Below are 26677 nucleotides of genomic sequence, written 5' to 3'. Positions count from 1 at the left end.
CTTAAAGCCTCCTTTTTCTATTTAAAACTAATAACACTAGTTTGTTTCCTTCCATCCATTAAAATCTCCAATGGCTCTTTAAATCGAACATGTTTGAAATAATGAATTTGTTCAATTTTCTCTTGCTTGTCTAGCACTTCCATGTTCACAAAATTCTGTTCTGAATTGTTCTTGACTGAAAAATACCCAACATTCATAGAGGTTACGTTGTGGAAGAAATGTGAACCCAATGAAGCATCCAATGGGAAATCATCCAAGCCTTGCTCCACAATTACTTTTGCATTTGAGATTTGTGACCAAAGAACTGGAATCCCTGTAAACTTATCGCGTGTTCCCCAACGTCCAGGACCAAACAATACATACTGACGATCTTGCTCTTTCATTTTTTGATTAAGTTTCTCCATCTCCTCCGCCATTTCTTCGGTCTTGGTTCTGTCAAACTTACTTAAATCCATATAGATTACATCGCGGATATGGTTCACCGTTCCGTTACCCATACCTTTATTTGCAAGCATTACCAGTTTGTTGCGATCCACCTGTGACATGTCAATATCAACACTCATTTCCTGACGTATCAAAGGTTTAATCTGCAACAAATAGAAGGTTGGGTTGCCATCTTTACCTTTCGATAAATCTACAGCATACTCTATTTCTACCGGAGCACCCATTGCTTGCTTAAAGATATTCAACAATACGCTTAAGGCATGTGAAATTGGTACCTGATTGTATTTTAAAATGTTTGCAAAATCAACTACTCGTGGCCCACGCAAATTCAAATCTGGCTCTAACCTGTCGTTCTGGAAATCGTAAACCGAAGCACAATGTAATAAATTGCCATCTTTCTCTGCCTGTGCCAGCTCATACTTAATGGTTACAGCATCTTCTCCATCGTTAATCAAATCGATATTCTCCTTTTGCATATCTATCGCATAGAAGTACTTCTGAGAATCTTTAATCTGATCTTCGATTGAAGCCAACTGCAGCTTAGGATGCTCAGGACAGAACCGATGAGTTTTTTCTCCACCAACAACATATTTACCCAAACCAATGGCCATTACAGAAAATCCATCTTCCGGTTTCATGTATGAGAAAGGATAATAGTTGTAGGACTGTGCTACACCACTAATATTAGGATAGAACTTGCCATTGTATTCCTGACCAACAACTTCTTGAATGATTACAGCCATTTTCTCCTCTTCAATTTTGTAATCAACTGCGCTGAAGTACGATTGCGCTTCAGGTGTGAAGATTGAGGCATAAATTAACTTGATAGCCGTAATCAACTGTTGGTATCTCACTTCGATATCCGGATCGTTATTTGGCAACAAATAAGTCGCATAAACTCCTGCAAAAGGCTGCATCAACGAATCCTCAAATAACCCCGAAGATCTAACCGCAATTGGTTTGTTAATCTCTTCGAGATACTGGCGAAGCTTATTTCCTAATTTATCTGGAATATCTCCTTTAATGAATAATTCTTTTACCTTCTTGTAGTTCTTATCAAGGTAAATCTTATCGTAAAGATTATTTTTCTCAATAAAGTTATCATACTCATCAACCCCAACAATAGCTGTTTTTGGAATCGAGACATTGATATCCTTGATTAATTTCTTAAAGTAGATGTTCTCAATAAAGTTACTTAGGAATGCCAGACCACGACCTTTACCCCCTAAAGAACCTCTGCCCAAACGAACAATGTAATGGTTAGAATTAACAATATTGGGTTTGAATCGAATGATTCTCCCTCTTAATTGCTTAATTCTAGAAGCCTCGAATACATCCAAACAAAATTTTCTAAGATCCTTTACGGATTTAAAATCTTCAATCTGATATCTTCTTAGCTTTTTTGCTACGTTAATCTCTCCACGGGCCATCAGCCAGGTCGAAATTCCATTTCGTTTAGAGTGGAAAAGCAGCGATTCATCCGGAATATACTTTAATTTTTCCTCGAACTCTTCCATCGATTTTGCAACGGCAACACGCGTACCACTTTGATTGCGGAAAACAAAATCACCAAATCCCAACTTGGTGTAAATAAAATTATAAATATCCAATGCCAAAGTATCGCTATTTTTATTGATAAAATCAGCATCAACCTGCATTGCTCTAATTGCATTATCGGTATCATGGGATTGCATTAAACATGGAATTCTCATGTTTTTTGCCTGCACATATCTTATTAAGTCAACACCCGAATCATCATCCAATTTGCCATCGCGTGCAAATCGAACATCTGAAATTACACATAGTAGATTTTCAAGATATTTATCCACAACATCTACCGCATCCTCGAATGAGCTTACCAAAATCACTTTCGGACGAGCACGCATTTTTAAAATCTTGTGCAATTCATCAATATCTCCTTCGTCCGAAATCACCTTTTGCGTTTGGGTCATCACCGAGGTATATAACAAAGGAAGATATCTGGAATAGTACTTCACCGAGTCTTCAGCCAAAAGAATTACTCGAACATCTCCACTTTTTGTGTCTGCTTCAAGATTCATTTTGTCTTCGATGTACTTGGTCATTGCCATGAATATCTTAGTTGAACCATTCCATACAAACACACGATCTATATTGTTTTTGATTTTGTCGGCAGCACGATCGAAATAAGCCAAATCGCTATTATTATTTACCAAAACCAAAACAGGAATATCCGGATTAACCGTTTTTATCTGCTGACTAAGCTCTAAAGGAGATTCTTTATCCAAACCTGCCATTAAAATCACCATATCGTAATGACGATTCTCTAATGCTTCCAATGCTTCTTCATTAGTAGCAACACTTGTAAAACGCGGTGCTGCATACAAATTCAACTGTAAATATTCACCAACAATTTTATCTGAGAATTGTCCTTCACGAACAATTGTATATGCGTCGTAATAAGTTGCAATCAACAGAATCTCCTTCACTTTGTAAGGCATCAATTCCTGAAAAATATCACGGTCGTTCTTTTTACGCTTATAAATTTTCGAAATCGAAATTTCTTCCATATTCTTTAGCTAATTTATTTAGTGTTGTTCCCTTATTCTATTACAAAGTTACTAATCTTAATGGTCTGTTGGACTACTTAAATATCAGTATTTTTTCAAACTACAATGGTAATTATTTTTATAAAAAAACGGGCTAAAAGGCTATATAAATTACTAATTATTTGCAGTTTTTCCCTATTGTATGATTTTATAAATGTGCAATTGGAATTAACTGATCATTCCAAACTACCCAATGCCAATTTGTGATAATATTGGTCTTTGAATTACAAAACTTTTAGAAAAAAAAGAGGGAACCAACGATTCCCTCTTTTTTATATCAATTGAAAAGCTTCAATTATTCAACTGTCCAAGTATCTCCACTGTTCAATAAGTCATCCATACATTTAATTGAGGATTGTTCCTGAACATCCTTAATTTGCTGTACCATTTTTTCTTCATAAGAAAGGGCAGCAACATCACGAATTACACCAAACGCCACTGGATACTCAGGTGCAGTCATATTCGACAACAACCAGTGCATGTGTGGGTCTGGAGTATGAGCATCATGAATCAATATATCTTGTTCGGTAATACCATGTTCGCCAATAGTAACAACCATTAGTTTACCATTAGCGCCCATTACCAATCCTTTGTTCTTTTCTTTACCAAAAATCATTCTTTCACCATGACGAAGAACCAATTGATATTCTTCTTTGGTGTTCTTATCAGTAATCAAAGAGTGTGTTCCATCATTATAGATTACACAATTCTGAAGAACCTCAACAATTGATGTTCCTTTGTGCTTTGTTGCATCCAAAAGAATTTCAGAAGTCAACTTAATATTGGTATCGATTGATCGAGCATAGAACTTTGATTGAGCACCTAATGCCAACTCTGCCGGGTGGAAAGGTTGTTCAATGGTTCCAAATGGAGATGTTTTGGTTACCATTCCATGCTTCGATGTTGGCGAATACTGACCTTTGGTCAAACCATAAATCTCGTTATTGAACAACAAGATAGTCATATCAATATTTCTACGTATAGCATGAATAAAGTGATTACCACCAATTGCCAATGCATCACCATCACCCGAAACTTGAAGGATTTCCAGGTCTGGATTTGCCGATTTAGCACCAGAAGCAATTGCAGCTGCTCTACCATGAATTGAATGAAAACCATAGGTATCCATGTAGTATGGAAAACGAGAAGAACATCCAATACCAGAGATTACCGCAAAATTCTCTTTTGGCTTACCCAATTGAGCCATTGCTTTCTGTACCGAATTCAAAACACCGTGGTCACCACATCCTGGACACCATCTTACTTCCTGATCACTCTTAAAATCTTTTGGAGTCAATTTCTCAGGAGCTGGTTGCTTTAATAATGTATCTACCATGATTATTTCTCCTCCAATAATTGATTAAACTTCTCTTTCAATTCTTTTACAGTAAACGGTAAACCTTGCAACTTGTTATATTGCTCGAATTTAACATCCTGGAAGTTGCTTCTTAAATATTCAGCAAACTGTCCATCATTCAATTCACAAACGATAATTTTCTTATAGCGCTTAAATACTTCTCCTGTATTCTTTGGCAATGGGAAAATATAGTTAAAGTGAGCCAATGCAATACTCTTATCTTCTTTTTGAAGCTCACGAACAGCTGTTGTAAGGTGACCATATGTTCCACCCCATCCTACAACCAAAACATCTGCATTTTCTTCTCCTTTAACCGGTAGATCTGGAATAAAGTTAGCTACTCTTTTAACTCTTTCAGATCTGATATCTGTCATTACCTGGTGATTTTCCGGAACGTATGATACTGTACCTGTAACATCCATTTTTTCCAATCCACCAATTCTATGTTCTAATCCTTTTGTTCCCGGAACAGCCCATTTTCTTGCCAATTTTTCTTCATCTCTGGCGTAAGGAAGGTAATCATCGCCTTCTTTTGCCAAAGGAACTTTAATTGGTGAAAGATCCTCCATTTTTGGAATTCTCCATGGCTCTGCACCATTTGCAAGGAAGCCATCAGTTAAAAGAATAACCGGAGTCATGTGCTCCAATGCAATTTTACTTGCACGGTATGCGTACTCGAAGCAGTTTGATGGGGTACTAGCTGCGATAACAGGCATAGGACATTCACCACTTCTACCGTGAATTGCTTGCATCAAATCTGATTGTTCAGTTTTGGTCGGCAAACCTGTTGAAGGACCTCCACGCTGAACGTTTACAATTACCAAAGGTAACTCTGTCATAACTGCTAATCCTGCAGCTTCTGTCTTCAATGCCAAACCTGGACCTGAAGTGGTTGTAACAGCAAAATTACCTGCGAAACTAGCTCCAATTGCAGTACAAATACCAGCAATCTCATCTTCTGCTTGGAATGTTTTCACCCCCAAGTCTTTACGAGCTGCTAGCTCTTGTAAAATCTCAGTTGCAGGAGTAATTGGGTAAGAACCACAAAATAGTGGCAATCTTGCTTTTTCTGCTGCCGCAATTAATCCCCAAGCTGTTGCTTTGTTTCCAGTAATGTTACGATAGGTTCCCTTCTTAATTTTAGCAGGAGCTACACTATAATTGTAAGCCAATGCTTCAATTGTTTTTGCAAAGTTATAACCTGCATGTAATACTTTCTTGTTACCATCAACAACTAATGGATGCTTTTTAAACTTGTTTTCGATAAATTCTTCTGTATGTGCCAATGGACGATCAAACATCCAATATACCATACCTAGAGCAAACATGTTTTTGCTTCGAAGAATACTTTTCTGATCCAGTCCTGAATCTTTCAAACACTCTCTTGTAAGAGAAGTGATTTTAGCCTTTATCAGATTGTAATCGGCAAGTTTATCATCATGAAGTGGATCTGAATCGTAACCTGCTTTCTCAAAGTTTCGATCAGTAAAACTATCCTCGTTCACGATGATTGTTCCACTAGCTTTCACCCATTTTAGGTTTGCTTTTAGCGCCGCTGGGTTCATAGCAACTAATACATCAGCATAATCTCCAGGTGTATTTACCTCTGTATGCCCAAAATGCAATTGGAATCCTGATACCCCTCCTACTGTTCCTTGTGGAGCCCTAATTTCTGCAGGGTAATCCGGGAAAGTAGCTACATCATTTCCAAATAATGCGGAAGTATCGGAAAATTGAGTTCCTGTAAGCTGCATACCATCTCCGGAGTCTCCAGAGAATCTAATTACAACTTCTTCCTTTTCAATGACTTTTGTCTTTTGACTCATGACTGTTTTAATTTAATCTCAGATTAAATTTTTTGTTTTTTTAGTTTATTGCTGTTGAATTTCATTAAACCAAGTAAACCTCCGTCTACATGTTATTTAACATGGTAAAGGTAGCGTTTCCCCAATTCTAGACAAGAAAAGATATGAAATTTTGCTTACTTTTTGCAAACGTTTGTATTATAAAAAGTTACACTTAACTTATGTATATAAATTAGTCTGATTTTTAGTTGATTAAGTCTGAATAAGAAGGAAGTTTAAGTTTGAAATGTAATAATTAAAGGTATATCAACAAAAAACCGAAACAAGCTCAATTGCTCATTTCGGTTTCTATATAATAAAAATTACTTACTAAAATTAAGATTTCACTTTCACCACCTCATTGTTATCTCTTCGAGAAAATCTTGCCTTAGGAACTACATAGCATTTTATATTTTAATCATTAATACCTTATATTCATTTGAAGTAAAAACTTTCCTTACGATTCGATAATTCCAACAATACTTACGTAGCTTCTGCTTAGCTTCTATGTTTCTATGCTTGTAAACTTCTAAATATGTTCCTCTGTTTTTAAAACCAACTCTTCCGATTTTTTTATTAACACAGATTTAACTACCTCCATCAAGACTAATTTATAGTAACTTTTAAAAATCGATGATTATCAATACCAAGATTGTTCTGCAAACATTTAATGCAATTACATTTCTATTCCAAAGGATTGTCTCTATTTTAATAGCAAGTGAAATTTTTACTCTGGATACTTAATCACAATAAATACAAATGCAGAAATATCCTCCTGCAAATTGTCAACCACAAGTTTAATTGAAGGCAACAATAGCTTAGTTCATATATCTTCCGTGTGTAATTAAATTTAGGGACAAAAAAAGAGGCTACCACATGGTAGCCTCCATATTATAATCTAATCAGCAATTAAGGATTTTGATCCTCTTCATTGATGTTTGAATTTGAATCTAATTCTTTTTTAGGAATTTGAAGAACAAACTCTTTGGCATTAGCTGGCAAATCAGCCTGATACCAGTGATCTGCTCCACGTTTCAAAGCCAGTTGACGTCTCTTAATATCGAAAAATGCAAAACCTTCGCCGAATAACTCCTTGCGTCTTTCAAGCAAAATTTCATTTACTAAAGTTGCACCTGTAGCTGCAGATTTAACAGCATCTGCATCTCTATTACCTTGTACCTCAAATAAAGCATCTTGAGCAGCAGTATTATTACCTGCTTCTGCCTCAGCCTCAGCTTCTATTAAATACATCTCAGCAGCACGCATCATTACAATAGCACCAGTATTGTCTGGTTTATCAGTCATCTTAGTACTATACCAAGTTTCTTGAACATCATCATATTCAAACAAGTTTCTGGCATCAGTTGCAGTAAACAACTCTTTGAATGCTTTGTCACAGTAGATATTCATATATCCACTAGCTCTGTTGTGATCCCAGAATGAAAAATAAGCAGCCCAAGATAATGTTTGCTCACCATTGGTTGGAAGCCCCCAAATCCATTCAGCATTACCCGTATCATTAAAACCAGCTTTAAAATCATCCCCAGACATTAAAGGATAATCCTTTCTTGCAAGTTTCGCATATTTTGAAGCCTCAGTCCAATTTTCCATGTTTAAATATACACGAGCCAAAAGACCATTAATTACATCAATATTGAAGTTACTCTTCAAACCTCTGTCTTTACCAACTTTTGATGCGGCGTCCAATAGGTCTTTAACGATTTGAGTATACACTTCTGTAAGAGATGCTCTAGGGTTACCTTTAGTTGCAGCTGTTGATGGTTCTAGGTAAATAGGTACAGCCGGAGCTTTAGCATCCTTAGCATAGGTATGCTGATACAACTTTGCTAACTCAAAATACAAATAGGCTCTAATACCTAACGCTTCACCTAAAATTTGGTTCTTCTCTTCTTCAACAGCATCAATGCCAGGAGTAAAAGTAATGATGGTATTCGCATCATTAATCATTTTATAATATCTAGACCAAATTTCACGAGTACGAGTACTATTTACAGTACGCATTGTTTCCATGAATCTGTAATCCCAGTAATACCAACTTGGTGCAACTAATGCTGCATCCAATCCTTTTAGGTCAGCCATGATTCTTACGGTAAGCAAACCGTAATCATCAGTATTACCATCTACATTCCCAGTACGCATAAATGAATAAATACCATTCAATGCTGCACGCGCACCTCCAATACTTTGAAAAACCTGCTCTGGAGAAACCGACGTGGTTGGCTCAGGATCCTCCAAAAAACTATCACTACAAGCTGAAACGAACATACTTCCAGCAAGTAACATTAATAATATTCTATTTATTTTCATAATTTACCCTTATTAAAAATCTACTTTAACACCAAATGATACTGTTTTTAGAGCTGGGTATCTATTATCTGTTACCCCAGAAGTTGACTGTTCAGGATCCATACCTTCATGTTTAACAAATGTAAATAAGTTATCAGCCTGAACATAAACGCGAGCTCTAGAAAGATTTACTTTCTCTAACAAGCTATTTGGGAGTGTATATCCTAGTGTGATATTTCTCAAACGCAAGTAGTCATTATCATACAAAAATCTTGTTGATACTGCATTATAGTTAGTTCCATCGCTGTTATCCAATCTTGGAACATCAGTAACATCACCTTCTTTTTGCCATCTGTTTAGCATATCTTTGTGCATCTGCTTACCAACATTAGTACCTGCATGCATCAATCCTGCATAGGAGCCATCATATACTTTTCCACCAACAGAGAAGTTGAACATGAAACTAAGATCAAAGTTCTTATAACGGAAGTTATTTGTGATACCTCCAATGAAATCCGGTTCTGCAGATCCCACATAGAATTTATCGGCTGAATCATAATCCTTAGTAGTTACTTTTTCACCTTCGTCGTTCATGGTATACCACATAGCAGCACCATCTAATGGATCAACACCAGCATAGTCTCTAATGAAAAAGTCATAAATGCTCTTACCAGCCTTGTACTTCTTGTATGTAAACTCGATTTCTTCCTGAGGTAACTTAGTTACTTCATTTTTATTTGCAGCAATATTGAATGAAGTTTCCCAATGGAAATCATCATTATCAATGTTTACAGTATTAATCACAAATTCAATACCTGTATTCTTTACATCACCAATATTTTCATTTACAGAAGTAAATCCTGTTGACAAAGCCATTGGACGAGCGAATAATAAGTCTTTTGATTTTCTTTCATACAATTCAATAGATCCATTAATTCTCTGATCCAAGAACCCAAATTCTATAGCAATGTTTGCTTGTGCGTTACTCTCCCATTTCAAATCATAATTTGGAAGAGAAGCCAATATAATACCTGCATTTGCTAAATCATTGTATCCTGTTTCATAAAGTCCTAGATACGGGAAATAATCAGTGTAACCTCCTGCATCAAGAATACCGTCGTTACCCGAAGTACCGTAACTACCTCGGATTTTCAAAGAACTCAACCAATCTACATCATTTAAGAAATTTTCTTGATCAATTCTCCAAGAACCAGATACAGACCAGAAACTACCCCAACGACTATCTTTGTGGAATTTAGTAGAACCATCACGACGGTAACTTGCAGAAACATAATATCTATTTCTAAAATCGTAGTTAAACTGACTAAAGTAACCAACAATTCTATGATCATAAGTTCCTGAAGTCAAATCTGAAACTTGTGCACCAACGGCCAACTCTGTTACTCCATTGAATGGAAACTGAGTTTTCTGTCCTTCCAATGATTGATAGTTATAAGAGTATGCTTCAGTACCTAACAACACTCCAAAAGTATGATCTTCATTGAAGGTCTTGTTCCAATTCAAAGTATTTGTAAAAGTCCAAGAGTAAGTTTCATATTTTCTCTTTGAACTACGACCATTGTAACCAGCACCATCACCAAACTCTGAGTTATAGTAAGCCTCATAACTTCTCACATAGTAATCTGAACGTAAATTTGTTTTGAATGTGAAGTCTTCTAGAAATTTAGCTTCTGCGAACGCATTCATACCAACAGAAGTACGAGTATTTTTAATAATATCCATTGTGGTGGAAGCTACAGGGTTTGAATTATCAGCTGCTCCCATTGGACGATCTTTACCGTAATCGAACTTCTTTTTACCATTCTCATAAACTATATTCCCTTCAGAGTCTCTCTCATACACAGGATAGATACTAGCAGGAACATTTTCAAATAAGAAGATGTTTCTATAAGAATTCCCTGATGAAGTTGGCGCATTTTGTTCTGTTCTACTCATGTTCGCAGAAATACCAGTCTTCAACCATTCTTTAGCTTTTGTTGTAACACTTACACGAGATGAAAATCTTTCGAAATCTGATTCCAATGCAATCCCTTCATCTTTTAAGTAGCCTCCTGATAGGAAAAATTGGGTTTTTTCATTACCACCACTCACACTTAAACCAGCATCAGTTCTTTTTGCAGTTTGAGACAAAGCATCCTGCCAATCAGCATTATATAGCAATTTTGCTCCATCAACAATCTGACCATCTAAACCAATTGGTTTATCAACATTAAATGGATTATATACCAATTGTTTAACTACGTTATCAGTTGCATAAGCTTCAGCTGAAGCATATCCTGCCATAGATTTTGGATCACTAATAGCTCCATTTCTAAGACCTTCCCAATATAATTTATAGTATTCGTCACCTCTTACAAAATCATACCCTTCTACAGCGCGCGTAGAAAAACCATGCTGTAATTTGAATGAAATTTTAGTCTTACCAGACTTACCAGATTTTGTCTTAATAATAACAACACCATTAGCAGCACGTGAACCATAAAGAGAAGCAGCAGCAGCATCTTTCAATACTGTCATAGTCTCAATATCATCAGGGTTAATTGAAGAAATGTTTCCATCAAATGGTGCACCATCAACTACATATAAAGGTGAACTTGATGCGTTGATTGAACCTGTTCCACGGATACGAATTGTAGGATTTTCTCCAGGTTGACCTGAAGATGAAATAACCTGTACACCAGGAGCATTACCTTGAAGAGCTTTTGTTACAGAACTTACCTGTAGATTTTCTAAGGCTTCCTTCTTTACAACTGCAGCTGAACCTGTAAAAGTAGATTTTTTTGCAGTACCATAAGCAACAACCATTACTTCTTCAACACCAATGGATTCATTTTCCATTGCAACATTTAAAGTTGAACTAGTAACAGTTAATTCCTGTGTAGTCATACCCACGAATGAGAAAACCAACACATTTTCACCATCAGGAACATTAATAGAGTATTTTCCATCGAAGTCAGTAGAAGTACCGATGGTAGTACCTTTTACAATTACGGAAACTCCAGGGATCGACAGCCCATCTTCGGCTGAGGTTACCACCCCTGTAACTTCTCGACTTTGAGCTAGAATGCTCTGCAATCCTATAAAAAACAGGATTAGCATCGAAACTAAACTTTTTTTCATAAATTTTTAGTTAGTGGTTAATTATTAATTAATACACATCTATATATATACTCCGAAATCTAATTTTCCCTATATAGACTTCAGATAGAATATGCTCCCTTTAGAACTAAAAATTGAATTTAGGCTTTCATAATTACTTAAATTCAATTATCAGATTTTAATACCCCTATCAAATCTGCAGCATCAAAAGTGTGAAAAAATCTTAAAAAATCAAATCTTTTTTTTCGTAAACCTTTTAAATCTAAATAAAAACATTTTGAATAACTTACAATTAATAACTTTCCAACCTAAATATATATCAATCTCTAAACAAACTAGCTGTTTGATATTCAATATAGTTAATGCTATCGTTTGCATAACTTTTTTTTACAACATACTCTTGCTTTAAGTATCAGATTTTATTTTGATTATCTTTGTATTTATAATCAAACTAAATAAGAATGGCTATTATTAGAGATTTAAACGGAAAATCACCAAAGTTTGGTGAAAACTGCTTCCTAGCTGAAAATGCAGCTATCATAGGAAATGTAGAAATGGGAGACGATTGTAGTATTTGGTATAGTGCCGTTCTTCGCGGAGATGTTCATTACATTAAACTTGGCAACAATGTAAATGTTCAAGACAATGCTACCATACATGCTACATATAAAAAGTCACCAACCAATATTGGAAACAACGTTTCTATTGCGCACAATGCAGTTGTACACGGCTGTACCATTAAAGACAATGTATTAATTGGCATGGGAGCGGTTGTATTAGATAACGCAGTAATTGATAGTAACTCCATTATCGCTGCAGGCTCAGTTGTTACAAAAGGAACTCACGTAGAATCAGGTAGTGTTTATGCTGGTTCCCCTGCAAAAAAAATAAAAGAGATTAGTCCTGAACTTCTTGAGGGTGAAATCAATAGGATAGCCAACAGTTATGCTATGTACGCAAGTTGGTATCAAACTGACGAAGAAACAATTAAATAGAAGAATTTTCTTTCAATAAAAATAGCCTTCGTATTAATGAAGGCTATTTTTTAATAGGATATATGTTTTGCTTTTAAGCTAAGGTTTAAAAATCTACTTGCCTTTTCCTCAAAACTATCAACAAATTCTGTAGTGAAAAACTCTACTTCCGAGTTCTTTGAGCACCTAACATCCATTTCTGGGTGCCTCACCAAATAATCTTTCAAACTATTCGCTACAATTTCCCCCTGAGAAATTAGTTTTATATTATCAGGAAGAAATTTATGGATTTCCTCCTTTAATAATGGGTAATGTGTGCAGCCTAAAATTATTGTATCAATCTGAGGATCTTTTTTTAAAAGGCTATCGACATTCTTTTGAATAAAAAATCGGCCACCTTCGGTTTGAAACTCATTATTTTCGACCAAAGGAACCCACATTGGACAGGCTTCCTGAATTACCTTAATTTCTGGATATAATTTTTTAATTTCTAAAGGATATGAATTCGAACGCACGGTGCCTACAGTTCCAAAAACTCCTACATGCTTCGACTTAGTTCGCAAGCCAATCTCTTCTACACTTGGCCTAATAACACCCAATACACGTTTGTTGGAATTTATTTTTGGCAGGTCACACTGCTGAATTGTTCGAAGGGCCTTTGCTGAGGCTGTATTACACGCAAGTATCACCAATTCACAACCCATAGAGAATAACTGTTCAACCGCCTGCAATGTATAGTCGTATACCACATCATACGATCTGGTCCCATAAGGGCTTCGTGCATTATCTCCTAAATAGATAAAATCATACTCGGGCAATTCTTTTAAAAATTCATTTAAAATACTTAAACCTCCATATCCAGAATCAAATACACCTATTGCTTGCCTATTATCATTCATGCAATTAATTTTTACTACATCACAATTCGTAAAAATAAAAAAGGTGGTATTAAAATACCACCTTTATCTATAATATCTTAAAAGAATATCTATTGTAGACCTAATTTAGCTTTTACCAATGGCATAACATCAATACTATTGTCTGAATTAAACAAGATTACACCAGTACTGATATCCAAGATATAAGTAAAACCATTTTCAGCTCCAACATCTTTAATTGCTTTAGATGCTTTGTCAAAAATAGGTTTCAATAGTTCATTCTGCGTTTTTTGCAGTTCTTGTTGTGCAAAACCATCAAAAGTTTGCATACGATTTTGAAGTTCTTGAATTTCCTTTTCTTTGATTGCTCTAACTGCGTCAGTTAAAGTTTCTCTATCTGCAATATATGCTTGAGCTAATTTTTGATACTCAGCTTTCATTTCCTGAATTTGCTTATCGTATTCTTCAGCTTTTGCTTGAATTTGCTTTTGAGCTTGCTCTTTTTCTGGCATTATAGACAATAATTCATTTGAATTAATATGTCCTAATTTTACAGTTTGTGCAAATAAGTTAGCTCCTGTAAGAAGGAAAGTGGCTACTAATGTTACTTTTAAAAATTGTCTCATAGTATACTCAGTTAGTTTTTATTTGATATTTATTTAGTTCTTATACCCAATTTATACAGCACCTTATCGCTTAAATCAAATTTTTCATTGCTGTATATGATTGTTGGCCCATTAGCACGATCAATAATCATACCATAACTTCCAGACTTTGCTATCTCCTTGATTGCCTCATAGATATCATCCTGAATAGGCTTCATTAATTCTTGTCTTTTTTTATAGAGCTCTCCATTTCGACCAAAGTATTTTTGCTGCAATTTTTGAGCTAATACTTCTTTATCATGAATTTCCTTCTCTCTCTTTGTTCGCATTTCTGATGACAGAAAAACCTCATCTGCCCTAAACTTTGCATGTAATTCTTTAATTTCAGTCGCAACACTTTCAATTTCATTTTGCCATTGCGTTGAAAATTGATCCAATTGCTCCTGTGCATTCTTATAATCAGGTATCTTATTCAAAATATATTCTGTATCGACAAATCCATAGCGCTGTTGAGAGTATACATCTCCTAAACCAACGACTAATACTATTATCAATAAGATTATTCTTTTCATATTTAAACCTTTTACAAACAAACTCTAAATTAAGCTAAATTAAACGAGTAGTCAATACTCAATTCTTAAAATATGTTAAAATTGTTGACCAATCACAAAATGGAACTGACTACCGTTTTGTCCAGGTAGATTAGCTTCATCGAAACCATAAGCCCAATCAATTCCCAAAAGACCAAACATTGGTAAGAATATTCTTAATCCGACACCGGCAGATCGTTTTAAATTGAATGGCTGAAAATCTTCAAAATCATACCAAGAGTTACCCGCCTCAGCAAATGCCAATGCATAAATTGTAGCTGATTGACTTAAAGATAATGGATATCTTACCTCAGCAGTAAGCTTAGAGTAAACATTACCTCCTAAACGTCTACCATTATTTTGAATTGGTGTTAAAGATCCATTTTCATAACCTCTTACCCCAATATTATCACTACCGTACATGCTATAACCTGACATTCCATCACCACCAACTTCGAATCCTTCAAAAGGAGATCTCTTGTGTTTGTCGTAATATCCTAAATAACCAAATTCTGCACCGGTGTAAAGTACTAATTTATCATTTTTAGGAAGTAAACCATTATACATCTTACCTTTAAATACCCACTTATGATATTCAATCCATTTGTACTTTTCATCGTCATCCGCTCTCTCATAGTCTAAATCCTCAAATAGAGAATAAGGAGGTGTAAATTTCAAACTTAAAGAGAAAGAAGAACCTCTACGCGTATACAACGGATTATCTATAGAACTTCTTGATAATGTAGTGGTGAAACTAAAGTTATTTGAAGTTCCATCCGATATTAAATAGTAAGCCCAGTTCTTCAATCTAAAATTCTGATAACTTACCTCATTATACAAAGAAAAATAATCATCAGGCCATTTCAAACGACGAGCCAATCCAACACTAGCACCAAAAATCTTTTGGCTTTGTCCTGTGTCATATCGATCGGAACCTTGCGTGTAATAATATGCATTACGATTAAATCCTGTCTGTTGCGAGTAATAAATCGACGTACTTAATGAGGTAGGTTTTTTTCCTCCCAGCCAAGGCTCTGTAAACGACAAACTATATGAGTTATAATAAGATCCATTCGTTTGAGCACGAATACTTAAGGTTTGACCATCACCAGTAGGAAGTGGACTCCAAGCCTCCTTGTTAAAAATATTACGAATAGAGAAGTTCGAGAATCGTAATCCGACAGTACCGATAATCATACCAGCTCCCCAACCTCCAGAAAGCTCAATTTGGTCATTTGCTTTTTCTGCCAACTCATATGTAATATCTACAGTTCCACTTTCAGGATGTGGCTTTATATCCGGATTTATTGCTTCAGGATCGAAGTGCCCAAGTTGTGCCAACTCTCGCACAGAACGAATAATATCAGATTTACTAAACAATTCACCTGGATAAGTATATAACTCTCTTCGAGCAACATGTTCGTGAGTCTTTGTATTACCTACAATGTTAACGCGATCAATCGTAGCCTGCTTTCCTTCAACCATTCGCATTTCGATGTTAATCGAATCCTTTCCAATTACCTTTTCAACAGGATTTACATTAAAAAATAGATATCCATTATCTAAATACAAATTACTTACAGCATCATCATCTTCTCTTAATCGTTCATTCAAGTAGGTCTGATTGTACACATCACCTTGCTTAAGCTTTAGAACTCTATCTAAATCATAACTAGTATAAACAGTATTCCCAACCCAAGTAATATCATTAAAGAAATACTGATTTCCTTCTTTTAGTTTTAAGTACAAGTTAACTCTGTCTTCAGATACCTGTTCAATACTATCAGAAATAATAATCGCATCTCTATAACCTTCCTCGTTATATTTTGTAATTAAACCGATCTTATCCTCGTACCACTTTTCTTCGATGTACTTAGATGATTTAAAGAAGTTTCTTAAGCGTTTTTCTTTGGATCCTTTAATAGCCTTCTTTACTTTTTTATCCGTAAGAGCACTATTCCCTTCAATAAAGATATTCTTGATTTTAATTTTATTGTTTCTATCCATATTGATATCCAAAATCACACTATTTGGTTCATTTGGATCATCTCTTTGCAACACATTAACATCAACATTGTAAAATCCTTTTTCTTTGAAATAGTTCTCAACAACAATATTAATGTTTGATATCATATAATCTGTTACCTGAGTTCCTTTTTGAAGCTTTAACTTTTCCTTAAGTTTATTGGTCTCGCTTTTAGAAGTACCAATATAATTTACCTCAGATAATCTAGGTCTCTCTTGCAGATGAATATTTAAATAAATCTTCTTATCAATTAACTTTGTTGCTGTAATCTGAATATCAGAAAACAAACCTTGTTTATACAGCTTATTAACTGCCTTAGTAACCTTATCTCCTGGCACTTCTAGCTGAGATCCAACACGCAATCCTGATATTTGTATCAGCACATTAGTTTCCAGATGTTTTACTCCTGAAACTGTTACTCCACCCAATTCGTAAGTTTTAGGGGAAGTGTAATAAAGAGCTGGATTGTAAATCGTATCGGTTTCCTGCGCTATCGCAGTAAAACTTATAAAAAGGGTTAAAATAAAAGTTAATCGTTTAATCATTACTTAGCTTATAATGGTTAATTCTTAATTATCTGTTAACTGTTCACTCGTTTTACCAAACCTGCGTTCTCTGTTTTGATAATTATACAAGGCTTTATACAATTCCTCTTTATCAAAATCAGGCCAAAACAATTCAGTAAAATACAATTCGGCATAAGCCAATTGCCATAACAAGAAATTACTGATTCTCGTTTCTCCACTGGTTCTAATCATTAACTCTGGATCAGGAATACCTGCAGTTGTCAAGTGATTTTCAAAAATTGAATCATCTATATCATCGGCAGACATTTTCCCATCAGACACTTTATTTGCAATCAACTTAACCGCGTTCACAATTTCCCATCTCGCGCTGTAACTTAAGGCCAAAACTAAAGTTAATCCAGTATTTACAGATGTTGTATTGATGGTTCCACTCAATTTTTCTCTTACCTCTTCTGGCAAACTATCTAGATTCCCAATGGCCTTTAATCGAACATTGTTTTTCATTAAAGTTGGAGTCTCATTTTCGATAGCCTCTACCAATAAAGACATTAAGCCAAGAACTTCATCTTGTGGACGATTCCAATTTTCAGTTGAAAATGCATAAAGGGTTAGGTATGAAATTCCTAATTCTGCGGCTCCTTCGACAGTTTGTCTTACCGCTTCAACGCCATTCTGATGGCCTACAATTCTATGTTCACCACGCATTTTTGCCCAGCGACCATTACCATCCATTATTATTGCCAAATGAGAAGGCAACTTTTCTTTTATAATCTTTTCTTTGAATGACATATATTACTTAACAAATCGACCGTATGAATGACACTCTTCATTATCTGGAAATAGTTTGTAACTAAACATGATTCCAAAGAAGGATGCCCAATCGTTATTGTGCATTAAATTGCTTTCATTTAAACTATGGGGATCATCTAAATGATCCAAATTATCGGTAAATGTTTTCCTAAAACTCCACTCTAAGGCCGCAGTCCATCTTCCTCCCAGGTTATATTTAAATCCTGCTCCCATAGGAATAGTAAAAGATGATTCGGTACTACTTGGCGCAATATACCCGATACCTGCCGTTACATAGGGAACCAACTTTTTGGTTCTCGATTTTCCCGGTGCCCAAAATGGTTGAAAATTAAATTCTCCTTGCAAAGACAAATCAACCACATCAGTATCAAAAGAAGCACCTCTATTACGCTGATATTGATTCTTAAAATCACTATCCTCTCCTTTTAATCCGGAAAACAACATACTTGCTCTTAAAGAATATCTGGGATTAAAGTTATACCGATATATTCCCCCAATAGCAACAGAACTTGAATAAAAATGATAGGTATGATTAATATCCCCCATGTAATAGGCTGCTCCTCCAAAAAAACCTAATTCTGCTTTGGTTTGCGAAAATGCCGAATTACAAGCGACAAAAAAAAGTATACCAAAAATCAGTCTGCGCATAAAAACAAATTTGTTTTTCACCTGTAAATTTAATTTGAGAGCGTCACACATCGCTTTAATGCCCTGTTGAAACAGGATGTATTCTCCCAAATTTCATTCACAAGCTACAAAAGTAACATATAATCTTAAAAATCCTTATTTCAGGGGTAAAATATAATGCCTATCGAGTTAAATTTTGTTAAAATGAAAAACAGTACTACTTAGATTATTAATTACGTTTATCAACACCCCACATAAGCTTATTACGCAAGGTTCCGTAAAAGCTATGAGTTTTCAATTTTAAAACTCGAATTTTAAAATTTGATTTTTTTATTTTAAGTTCAATTGAAGAATCAAATGTACATGAGCGTGAATCCAAGGAAGCTAAATAGCTATCACTTCTCCCCTCTACCTTTAAAGTAATTTCATGATAATTTGGAACTACGATAGGACGAACCGTTAAGTTATGAGGAGAAATCGGAGAAATAATAAAATTCTGAGTATTAGGTATAAGTATTGGTCCTCCTACGCTTAATGAATATGCTGTCGAACCTGTTGGTGTAGCAATAATTAAACCATCAGCCCAATAAGAGTTCAAATACTCATTATTCAGGTAGGTATGAATGGTAATCATTGAAGCTGTATCCGTTTTATGCACAGTAAACTCGTTAAGTGCATAATTGAATTCTGGGAATAAACCATTTTTTGAGGTTTCTAATTGAAGCAAGCTCCTTTCTTCGATGGTATAATTCCCCTCAAAAATATCTGACAAGGCCTGCGGAATTTCATCCTGTGCAATATCTGCCATAAATCCCAATCTACCACTGTTGATCCCCACAATTGGAATTCCTGAATCCCGAACAATGGTTACAGCTTCTAGAAAAGTTCCATCTCCTCCAATAGAGAAAACAAAATCTACATCTTTATTCAAATCATCACACCCTTTGTAATATCCATTAACCGGTGGTTTAAAATTGATTTCACGAATTAAAAAATCGTAAAATGGTTCGTATATATCTACCTCCACATTGCGTTTGGCAAACTCGTCGAACATGAGTTTAAAGCTATCGGTGAAACTTTCATTAAAGAGTCGACCAAAAAGAGCTATTTTCATCTAGTTTGTTTTATTGATTTCCACAGATAATTGCACACATAAAATATTCAATATCTGTAAAAGCAAATATAAAAGTTTCTCCTATTCGGGAAACTCAAATCAATAAAGATTTGAAGATTTAATTAGATGTTCAGAAATCGCATGAAAGAATTGTAACGATCTTCCAACATGTCCTTCATATCATCTTCACGCACATAAGTAGTTTTTATCGTATAATCGTAACGCAAAAATGTTTGAATTATTGAGGTTAAATTACTACGGTTTATTTTTATGGTAAGTTCTATTTTCCTTGAATCAGTTGCAGACTTTACATACAAGCTTAATATTTTAGCATCATTACTCTCAACAATTCTTGAAATCTCGCTAAGAGAATAATCAATGGAATTAAGCTCCAACACAATAATTCCTCCTGGTTCTCTCACTGAAAAAATCCTTTCGATATACTGCATTAAATCATTAAGGGTAATTAGTCCTACATACGTTTTTTCGTCTTCCAAAACTGGAATTACAGTAAGTTTAAGTCGAGATATAATTTCAATAACATCATATATATGGTGATTTTCCATTACATATGGACTAAACAAAGACAGTTTCTGTTTTCCTATTGGCTCCTCAGCCTGATTTAGATCGTAGATATCATTATCCGAAATTAAGCCCAAAAACTCATCTCCTTTCACAATTGGCAAATGAGATACTCGAAAAATCTCCATCCAGTTTAGTGCCTGAATTCCAGTATCCGTTTCCCTTAAAACAGGAACTACATCAGAAATTAAATCTTTTGCGATCATAAATAGTTTTTCTAGGAATTACTTTTATTTTTGCCGATAGGTAAATGAGTTACGATTTTTAAACTGCGCTTACCTTACATTTTAATCAATTTAAGATTCTATTAAAATGACTAGACTTAGTGTAAATATAAACAAAATTGCGACATTACGAAATGCCCGCGGTGGCAATACTCCTAATGTTTGTGAAGCAGCAATTAACTGCGAACGTTTTGGTGCTGAAGGAATTACTGTTCATCCACGCCCAGATGAGAGACATATTCGCTACCAAGATGTTAGAGATTTAAAACCATTGGTAACTACCGAATTCAATATTGAAGGATATCCTTCGCAAGATTTTATTGATTTAGTTCTTGAGGTTAAACCAGAGCAGGTAACCTTGGTTCCTGATCCACCAGAAGCCATTACTTCAAACGCTGGCTGGGATACAGTAAAGAACAAGGATCTTTTAATTGATATTATTTCTCAATTTAAATCTGCAGGAATCAGAACCTCTATTTTTGTTGATACCAATTTAGATAATATTGAAGGTGCCGTGGCTACAGGAACTGATCGTATTGAATTGTATACAGAGCCTTACGCAACAGAATATCCAGAAGATAAAGAAGCAGCTATTCGTCCATTCGTTACTGCAGCAAAAAGAGCCCACGAGTTAGGTCTTGAAATTAATGCCGGTCACGATTTAAGTTTGGAAAATCTTCAATATTTCTATCAGGAAATTCCAAATTTGGCTGAAGTTTCAATTGGTCATGCTCTAATTTCTGATGCTTTGTACTTTGGATTAGAAAACACAGTACAGATGTATAAAAAATGTCTTAAATAATATTTCCAAGATATATTTTTAGAAGGGTGCCAACATGGTACCCTTTCTTTTTGCAATTTCAAGATCTGTTATATCTTTACTTTATGAAGTTGAATTATAGAAAAATCGGGAAAGGTTATCCATTAATCATTGTTCACGGATTATATGGCTCCTCGGATAACTGGTTGAGTGTTGCCAAAGAGTTAAGCGACAATTTCGAAGTATTTATTTTAGATCAAAGAAATCATGGTGCATCGCCTCATTCCGATTCTCATACCTACGAAAATCTTAAAGAAGATTTACTGGAGTTTATGGATGATCACAAAATTGAAAAGGCTAACCTTCTAGGTCATTCAATGGGTGGAAAAACCGTAATGTTTTTTGCTGCTGATTATCCTGAAAGAGTAAACAATTTAATCGTAGTAGATATTGCACCAAAAAACTACACGAAGATTTCTGATTACGCTCCACAAACAATCGATCATGAAAATATTGTTTCGGCAATGTTGAACTTCGATTTATCCAATTATAATAGCAGAACGGAAATCGATCAAAAATTAGCTGAAAGTATTTCCAGCGAACGGGTACGACAATTTCTTCTCAAAAATTTAAAACGAAACGATAATAAAGAGTTTGCCTGGAAACTAAACATCAAAACTATTAGTGAATATTTGCCGCAGATTATGGATGGTATGGATAAGGAGAAATTTCAGAAAGGGAAAGGGATTACAGGCTTTCCGGTTCTCTTTATAAAAGGTGACAACTCCAATTACATTACCGATGACGATCATCAGCTGATTCGAACCATATTTCCCTATGCTGAAATCACCTCAATTCCTAAGGCTGGTCACTGGGTTCATGCCGAACAACCTAAATTACTAGTAAAAACAATTGAGTATTTTGTATTGGATTAATTTTCCACAAAAAGATAAAATATACTATTAATCAATGATAGTCAGACATAAAATAAGCTCTTCCGTTAATGGGAGAGCTTATTTTATTTTTTGAAGACCTCTTACGCTGGCGGAACACGTAAATTATTTTTTCGATGATTCCGCACGCTGGCGGAAGAATTTATTTGCCAAAGAAGTATAAGAATCTAAAAATAGAAACCTCCACTAATAGCGAAGGCTTCATATCTAAAGTCTTTTTTATTCTACCAAACACCTGCCTTGAACACGTATCTGGTAACCGCCTGAATATTTATCTCTTTATTCGAGCTATTATCTGGATGAATATCATCTTCGTATTTAAAACCCGAAATCTTAACGTAGTAATCTTCTCCAACTTCCAATTCAGACAAAGCTTGTAATTCGTTGGCAGTTGTAGCATCAATTACAATTTCCTTCTCCTCACCTGCACTTGCAGTTTGTCTGGTACTTCTAAATTTTGGCAGATATTCATTTTTATTCTTGTCCAAGATTTCAACATAGTAGTAAATGTTATCCTCATCAATTGCTTTCCAGTTGATCGTTACAGTACCACTTTGACTTGCATGAGTTGCTGTAGTGGAAAAATTATTCAAAGCTTTAATTCCTGATTCGTAAAGCTGATCTTCCAATTTATAATTCTCTCCACCAGCCTTAACCACAAATTTCACAGTTTGATTTCCCGTAAAATTCTCAAGATAAGCTTCACGATCCGATTCTTTAAGGTAATAAACCTTCTCTCCTTTAAAGTCTGTAAATGCTTCCAAATCGAAACTTGTTGATTCATCAAGCAAAACCTTTGCTTGGCTTAATTGACCACCATAAACGGCATACTCCATTTTATAATCAGATTCATATGATCCATTAACCAATCTTAACTCATTCACCACATAGGCGTCAGCAGTAATATCATTAATCGCATCAATATCCGTATAAAACTCTCTAGAACCATTTGAACTGTTAAGTTTTAAATAATTACTTTTTGAGTTTGATTGAATGAACCATTCCTGACGATTATTTGGATCGATTGATTCATCTTCAATTATCAATTGATTATTTACTAGCGACCATTCTCCTACCACTTTATCACGACGCCCGCTAAATTCCTGTTTCTTCAAAACATTCCCACCTTCAAATCTGTAAACGATCAGCGCATCATCACGCTTATAGTCTCCCGATAAAAAAGGATTGGCATACCAATATTTATTGGTCAGGTCAGATGGTTTGAATTCAAATTCTTCCTCATCACCACCACTACTTCCACCACATGAACACAATGAAAGAGCCCCCAATAGAGCAAAGGCAAATGATAGTTTTTTATAAATTGAATGATTCATTCTATTAATATTTTTCAGGTTTAAATTATTACAACTCTAGAATTGTTAAACACGAAAAAAGTTAAATTATTGTACAATAACAAAGATTATTACAACAATATTCTTTCAAAATTTCCTTCCGGAATCAAATCTTCTCCTTGATATCGCAAAAACAGTTGGGCAGTTGCCAGAATATCCTTTTCACAATAAATTGCTATTCGCTCCAAATCTCCATCCTTCCAATACACTTCTCCAACCATCGATCCATCAATATCATCTTTTGGTGTAGGAATATTAAATACCTCGCAAAGTAAAGCCAGTGAAGTGTAATGTTTGTAATCACCAAATTTCCACAGTTCCATAGTGTCAATAAACTGCACTTCCCAAGGCTTTTTTCCAGCTATATCCAAAATATCTGGCAAGACTATTCCATTAATGAGCATCCGTCGGGCGATATATGGAAAATCGAATTCTTTCCCATTGTGAGCACAAAGATTTCTGTAAGGTTTACTGCAAAATCGAGTGAGCATATCTGCAAATTCTTCAAGCAACAATCGCTCATCATCTCCATAAAAAGACTTGGCCACAAATTTACGTCCGCCTTCTTTGTAAGTGATCATCCCTGTTGATATGCATACAATTTTACCAAATTCTGCATATATTCCAGCACGCTGATAAACATCAGCAGCTGATTCATCTTCTTTTCTAAAATAGTTGGATTTCTTCTCCCATAAATCCTGAAGTTTTGGAGATAATTGTTCAAAATCTTCAGTTCCTGAAACAGTTTCAATATCAATAAAAAGTAAACTGTCGGCTTTAATTTTATTAAGCATGGCAATGGCTTATCATAAACAAAGTGAAAAGTTATAAAAAAAGGAGACTCAAACAAAGCCTCCTTTCAATATATTATTAACAATTATAGTTTTACTATCAAATTCTTCTCAATAAAATGGGTAAGAATATTAATGGCAACTATATTATTCCCACCCTGAGGAACAATAATATCGGCATATCGTTTTGATGGTTCGATAAATTGCAAGTGCATTGGTTTTACCGTTTTTTCATAACGATCCAACACTTTATTTACCGATCTTCCACGTTCAATAATATCTCTTTTGATCACACGATTTAATCGATCATCAGCATCGCAATCAACAAATATTTTCAAATCCATTAAATCGCGAAGTTCCGGTTGTGTTAAAGCCAAAATTCCTTCAATAATCACAACTTCTTTAGGTTCTACCTTAATGGTTTCATCAGAACGTAAACAAGTTAGGTAAGAATAAATCGGTTGATCAATCGCTTCTCCATTCCTAAGTTTTTTAATATGCTCTACCAATAACTCAAATTCAACTGATCGTGGATGATCAAAATTTATTTCCTGACGCTCTTCCAATGGCATGTGAGCATTATCTCTATAGTAAGAATCCTGTGGCAACACAGCCACTTCGCCTTGTGGCAATTTCTCTATTATTTTTCTGACAACTGTAGTTTTACCTGATCCGGTACCTCCTGCAATTCCAATAATCAACATGTTGTATGATATTTAGATGTTTGCTGCAAAATTGATACTTTTGCAATAATTCGGCAAGCAAATTACTAATTATTTAAAAAGAACTGAAATGATCAAACACATTGCAATGTTTAAGTTCAAGACTTTCGAGTCTAAGGAGAAGGAGAAAATTTATCAGGAAAGATTAGTAAATGCCTTTGACGGTTTAGAGAATAAAATTCCCGAAATCAAATTTCTACAAATCGGCTTCGATCAATTAAAATCAGATGCTTCATATGATTTTATTGTTAATGTTGACATTGAAAATCTGGACGCCTTATCGGTATATGCTCAACATCCAGATCATGTTAAAGCAGCTGAAGTGGTTAAAGAAATGGCAATTGACCGAAAAGTTATTGATTACGAATTTTAGTAGTCCCAAAAGCCACATAAACATCAATCAAATTATTTAATTGTACAAAAATGAGTTTGTATCCTTTAAAATTTCAGCCAATCCTAAAAGATAAAATTTGGGGAGGCAACAAATTAAAAACAATTTTAAACAAAGATTTCGCTCCACTACCAAATGCTGGAGAAAGCTGGGAAATATCTGGAGTTGAAGGAGATATTTCTGTTGTTAGTAATGGTAATCTTACTGGCAATAATCTTGAAGAGCTTATTGAAATTTACATGGGCGACCTGGTGGGAGATAAAGTATACGATCAATTTGGAATGGAATTTCCATTGTTGATTAAATTTATCGATGCCAATGATGTACTATCAATTCAGGTACACCCAGATGATGAGCTTTCAAAAGAGAGACACAATGCCTTTGGAAAAACCGAAATGTGGTATGTAATTGAAGCCGATAAAGGATCTGAATTAATCGTAGGTTTCAATCGGGAAGTTGACAAGGCAAAGTATGTTGCCAAACTGGAAGAAGGCAAACTAGAGGAAATTCTGAACAACGAGCCTGTTAAAAAAGGAAGTTGTTTCTTTATTCCTGCAGGTAGAGTTCATGCCATTGGAAAAGGAATTCTATTGGCCGAAATCCAACAAACATCTGATGTAACCTATCGCATGTACGATTGGAACAGAACCGATGATCTGGGAAATCCAAGAGAATTGCATACTGAATTGGCTGTTGATGCTATAGATTATAGCTTTGAGAAAAAATACAGAACTGATTACGAAACAGAAATCAACAAGACTACAGAATTGGTTCGTTGTCCGTATTTTACAACCAATACACTTGAGTTCGATAAACAAATTGAGAAAGATTACTCTCAGTTGGATTCTTTTGTAATTTACATGTGTTTGGATGGTAATTTTACTATTGAAAGTGAAGATGGAATTACTACTGAAGTTACCAAAGGTGAAACTGTTTTAATTCCTGCGGCACTTGAAAATGTTATCCTATTCCCTAAGGGGAAAACTGAAATTCTTGAAGTTTATATCAAATAAAACTCTTAAAATAAAATTGCCTCTTCTCCGCTGATTGAGAAGAGGTTTTTTATTTTCATTGAAACAAGAATAAATTTA

The 26677-nt window shown here is 34.9% G+C and carries 21 protein-coding genes; 5 read left to right on the top strand and 16 right to left on the bottom strand.

The window, feature by feature from the left end; translation table 11 throughout:
- Nucleotides 1-17: 17 nt before the first annotated feature.
- The 5 genes from ACKPCA_RS18590 to ACKPCA_RS18570 all read right to left on the bottom strand — a co-directional run bounded on the left by ACKPCA_RS18590 (nucleotide 18) and on the right by ACKPCA_RS18570 (nucleotide 11681).
- The gene (locus tag ACKPCA_RS18590; RefSeq protein WP_321280382.1) at nucleotides 18-2993 is read right to left on the bottom strand and encodes a PEP/pyruvate-binding domain-containing protein; all 2976 of its coding nucleotides are present in this window, start codon (nucleotides 2991-2993) and stop codon (nucleotides 18-20) included.
- Nucleotides 2994-3327: 334 nt separating this feature from the next.
- Nucleotides 3328-4368 carry a 2-oxoacid:ferredoxin oxidoreductase subunit beta gene (locus ACKPCA_RS18585; protein ID WP_321280380.1) on the bottom strand — a complete coding sequence of 347 codons (1041 nt, stop codon included), beginning with the start codon at nucleotides 4366-4368 and terminating at the stop codon, nucleotides 3328-3330.
- A 2-nt stretch (nucleotides 4369-4370) separates the two neighbouring features.
- Complete coding sequence (locus ACKPCA_RS18580) at nucleotides 4371-6215, bottom strand: 2-oxoacid:acceptor oxidoreductase subunit alpha (protein ID WP_321280379.1); 1845 nt, start codon at nucleotides 6213-6215, stop codon at nucleotides 4371-4373.
- A gap of 927 nt (nucleotides 6216-7142) precedes the next feature.
- A complete protein-coding gene (locus ACKPCA_RS18575; protein ID WP_321280378.1) occupies nucleotides 7143-8561 on the bottom strand; it encodes a RagB/SusD family nutrient uptake outer membrane protein in 1419 nt (472 codons plus the stop codon).
- 12 nt (nucleotides 8562-8573) lie between these two features.
- The gene (locus ACKPCA_RS18570; RefSeq protein WP_321280377.1) at nucleotides 8574-11681 is read right to left on the bottom strand and encodes a SusC/RagA family TonB-linked outer membrane protein; all 3108 of its coding nucleotides are present in this window, start codon (nucleotides 11679-11681) and stop codon (nucleotides 8574-8576) included.
- A 440-nt stretch (nucleotides 11682-12121) separates the two neighbouring features.
- Here ACKPCA_RS18570 and ACKPCA_RS18565 point away from each other — a divergent pair, with 440 nt between their 5' ends.
- Nucleotides 12122-12655, top strand: coding sequence for a gamma carbonic anhydrase family protein (locus ACKPCA_RS18565; protein WP_321280376.1), 534 nt, complete (start codon nucleotides 12122-12124; stop codon nucleotides 12653-12655).
- A 50-nt stretch (nucleotides 12656-12705) separates the two neighbouring features.
- Here the strand turns inward: ACKPCA_RS18565 and murI are convergent, their stop codons facing one another.
- From murI to ACKPCA_RS18525, 8 genes are all read right to left on the bottom strand, one after another.
- On the bottom strand, nucleotides 12706-13533 hold the full coding sequence (murI, locus tag ACKPCA_RS18560) for a glutamate racemase (protein WP_321280374.1): 828 nt from the start codon (nucleotides 13531-13533) through the stop codon (nucleotides 12706-12708).
- Nucleotides 13534-13622: 89 nt separating this feature from the next.
- Nucleotides 13623-14138 carry an OmpH/Skp family outer membrane protein gene (locus tag ACKPCA_RS18555; protein ID WP_054714238.1) on the bottom strand — a complete coding sequence of 172 codons (516 nt, stop codon included), beginning with the start codon at nucleotides 14136-14138 and terminating at the stop codon, nucleotides 13623-13625.
- 29 nt (nucleotides 14139-14167) lie between these two features.
- Complete coding sequence (locus tag ACKPCA_RS18550; protein WP_054714235.1) at nucleotides 14168-14689, bottom strand: OmpH/Skp family outer membrane protein; 522 nt, start codon at nucleotides 14687-14689, stop codon at nucleotides 14168-14170.
- 75 nt (nucleotides 14690-14764) lie between these two features.
- Nucleotides 14765-17278, bottom strand: coding sequence for an outer membrane protein assembly factor BamA (gene bamA / locus ACKPCA_RS18545; protein WP_321280372.1), 2514 nt, complete (start codon nucleotides 17276-17278; stop codon nucleotides 14765-14767).
- Between the two features lie 24 nt (nucleotides 17279-17302).
- A complete protein-coding gene (locus tag ACKPCA_RS18540; RefSeq protein ID WP_321280370.1) occupies nucleotides 17303-18049 on the bottom strand; it encodes an isoprenyl transferase in 747 nt (248 codons plus the stop codon).
- A gap of 3 nt (nucleotides 18050-18052) precedes the next feature.
- A complete protein-coding gene (porG, locus tag ACKPCA_RS18535; protein WP_054714228.1) occupies nucleotides 18053-18718 on the bottom strand; it encodes a type IX secretion system protein PorG in 666 nt (221 codons plus the stop codon).
- A 208-nt stretch (nucleotides 18719-18926) separates the two neighbouring features.
- Nucleotides 18927-19811 carry an NAD kinase gene (locus tag ACKPCA_RS18530; protein ID WP_054714225.1) on the bottom strand — a complete coding sequence of 295 codons (885 nt, stop codon included), beginning with the start codon at nucleotides 19809-19811 and terminating at the stop codon, nucleotides 18927-18929.
- Between the two features lie 122 nt (nucleotides 19812-19933).
- Nucleotides 19934-20599, bottom strand: a complete 666-nt coding sequence (locus tag ACKPCA_RS18525) for a CBS domain-containing protein (protein ID WP_306739919.1) — start codon at nucleotides 20597-20599, stop codon at nucleotides 19934-19936.
- 106 nt (nucleotides 20600-20705) lie between these two features.
- Here ACKPCA_RS18525 and ACKPCA_RS18520 point away from each other — a divergent pair, with 106 nt between their 5' ends.
- Both ACKPCA_RS18520 and ACKPCA_RS18515 read left to right on the top strand, forming a co-directional pair.
- Nucleotides 20706-21419 (top strand): pyridoxine 5'-phosphate synthase, encoded by a 714-nt coding sequence (locus tag ACKPCA_RS18520; RefSeq protein ID WP_321280366.1) that lies wholly within the window; start codon nucleotides 20706-20708, stop codon nucleotides 21417-21419.
- An 83-nt stretch (nucleotides 21420-21502) separates the two neighbouring features.
- Entirely contained in the window at nucleotides 21503-22312 is an 810-nt protein-coding gene (locus tag ACKPCA_RS18515) for an alpha/beta fold hydrolase (RefSeq protein WP_321280364.1), read from the top strand.
- Nucleotides 22313-22554: 242 nt separating this feature from the next.
- On the opposite strand, the gene ACKPCA_RS18510 is transcribed toward ACKPCA_RS18515, so the two are convergent.
- The 3 genes from ACKPCA_RS18510 to udk form a co-directional block, all read right to left on the bottom strand.
- Entirely contained in the window at nucleotides 22555-23664 is a 1110-nt protein-coding gene (locus tag ACKPCA_RS18510; RefSeq protein ID WP_321280363.1) for a hypothetical protein, read from the bottom strand.
- Between the two features lie 89 nt (nucleotides 23665-23753).
- Complete coding sequence (locus tag ACKPCA_RS18505) at nucleotides 23754-24476, bottom strand: 3'-5' exonuclease (protein WP_321280361.1); 723 nt, start codon at nucleotides 24474-24476, stop codon at nucleotides 23754-23756.
- 83 nt (nucleotides 24477-24559) lie between these two features.
- On the bottom strand, nucleotides 24560-25177 hold the full coding sequence (gene udk / locus ACKPCA_RS18500) for a uridine kinase (protein WP_054714207.1): 618 nt from the start codon (nucleotides 25175-25177) through the stop codon (nucleotides 24560-24562).
- Between the two features lie 88 nt (nucleotides 25178-25265).
- Between udk and ACKPCA_RS18495 the strand changes: the two genes are divergently transcribed.
- Both ACKPCA_RS18495 and ACKPCA_RS18490 read left to right on the top strand, forming a co-directional pair.
- Nucleotides 25266-25568 carry a Dabb family protein gene (locus ACKPCA_RS18495; RefSeq protein ID WP_321280360.1) on the top strand — a complete coding sequence of 101 codons (303 nt, stop codon included), beginning with the start codon at nucleotides 25266-25268 and terminating at the stop codon, nucleotides 25566-25568.
- 50 nt (nucleotides 25569-25618) lie between these two features.
- A complete protein-coding gene (locus ACKPCA_RS18490; RefSeq protein WP_321280359.1) occupies nucleotides 25619-26599 on the top strand; it encodes a type I phosphomannose isomerase catalytic subunit in 981 nt (326 codons plus the stop codon).
- Nucleotides 26600-26677 lie beyond the last annotated feature (78 nt).

This window comes from Marinifilum fragile (assembly GCF_963677365.1).
Lineage (GTDB): Bacteria > Bacteroidota > Bacteroidia > Bacteroidales > Marinifilaceae > Marinifilum > Marinifilum fragile.
Note: the sequence above shows the minus strand (reverse complement) of the source record. Positions and strands in the feature narration are given on the sequence as shown.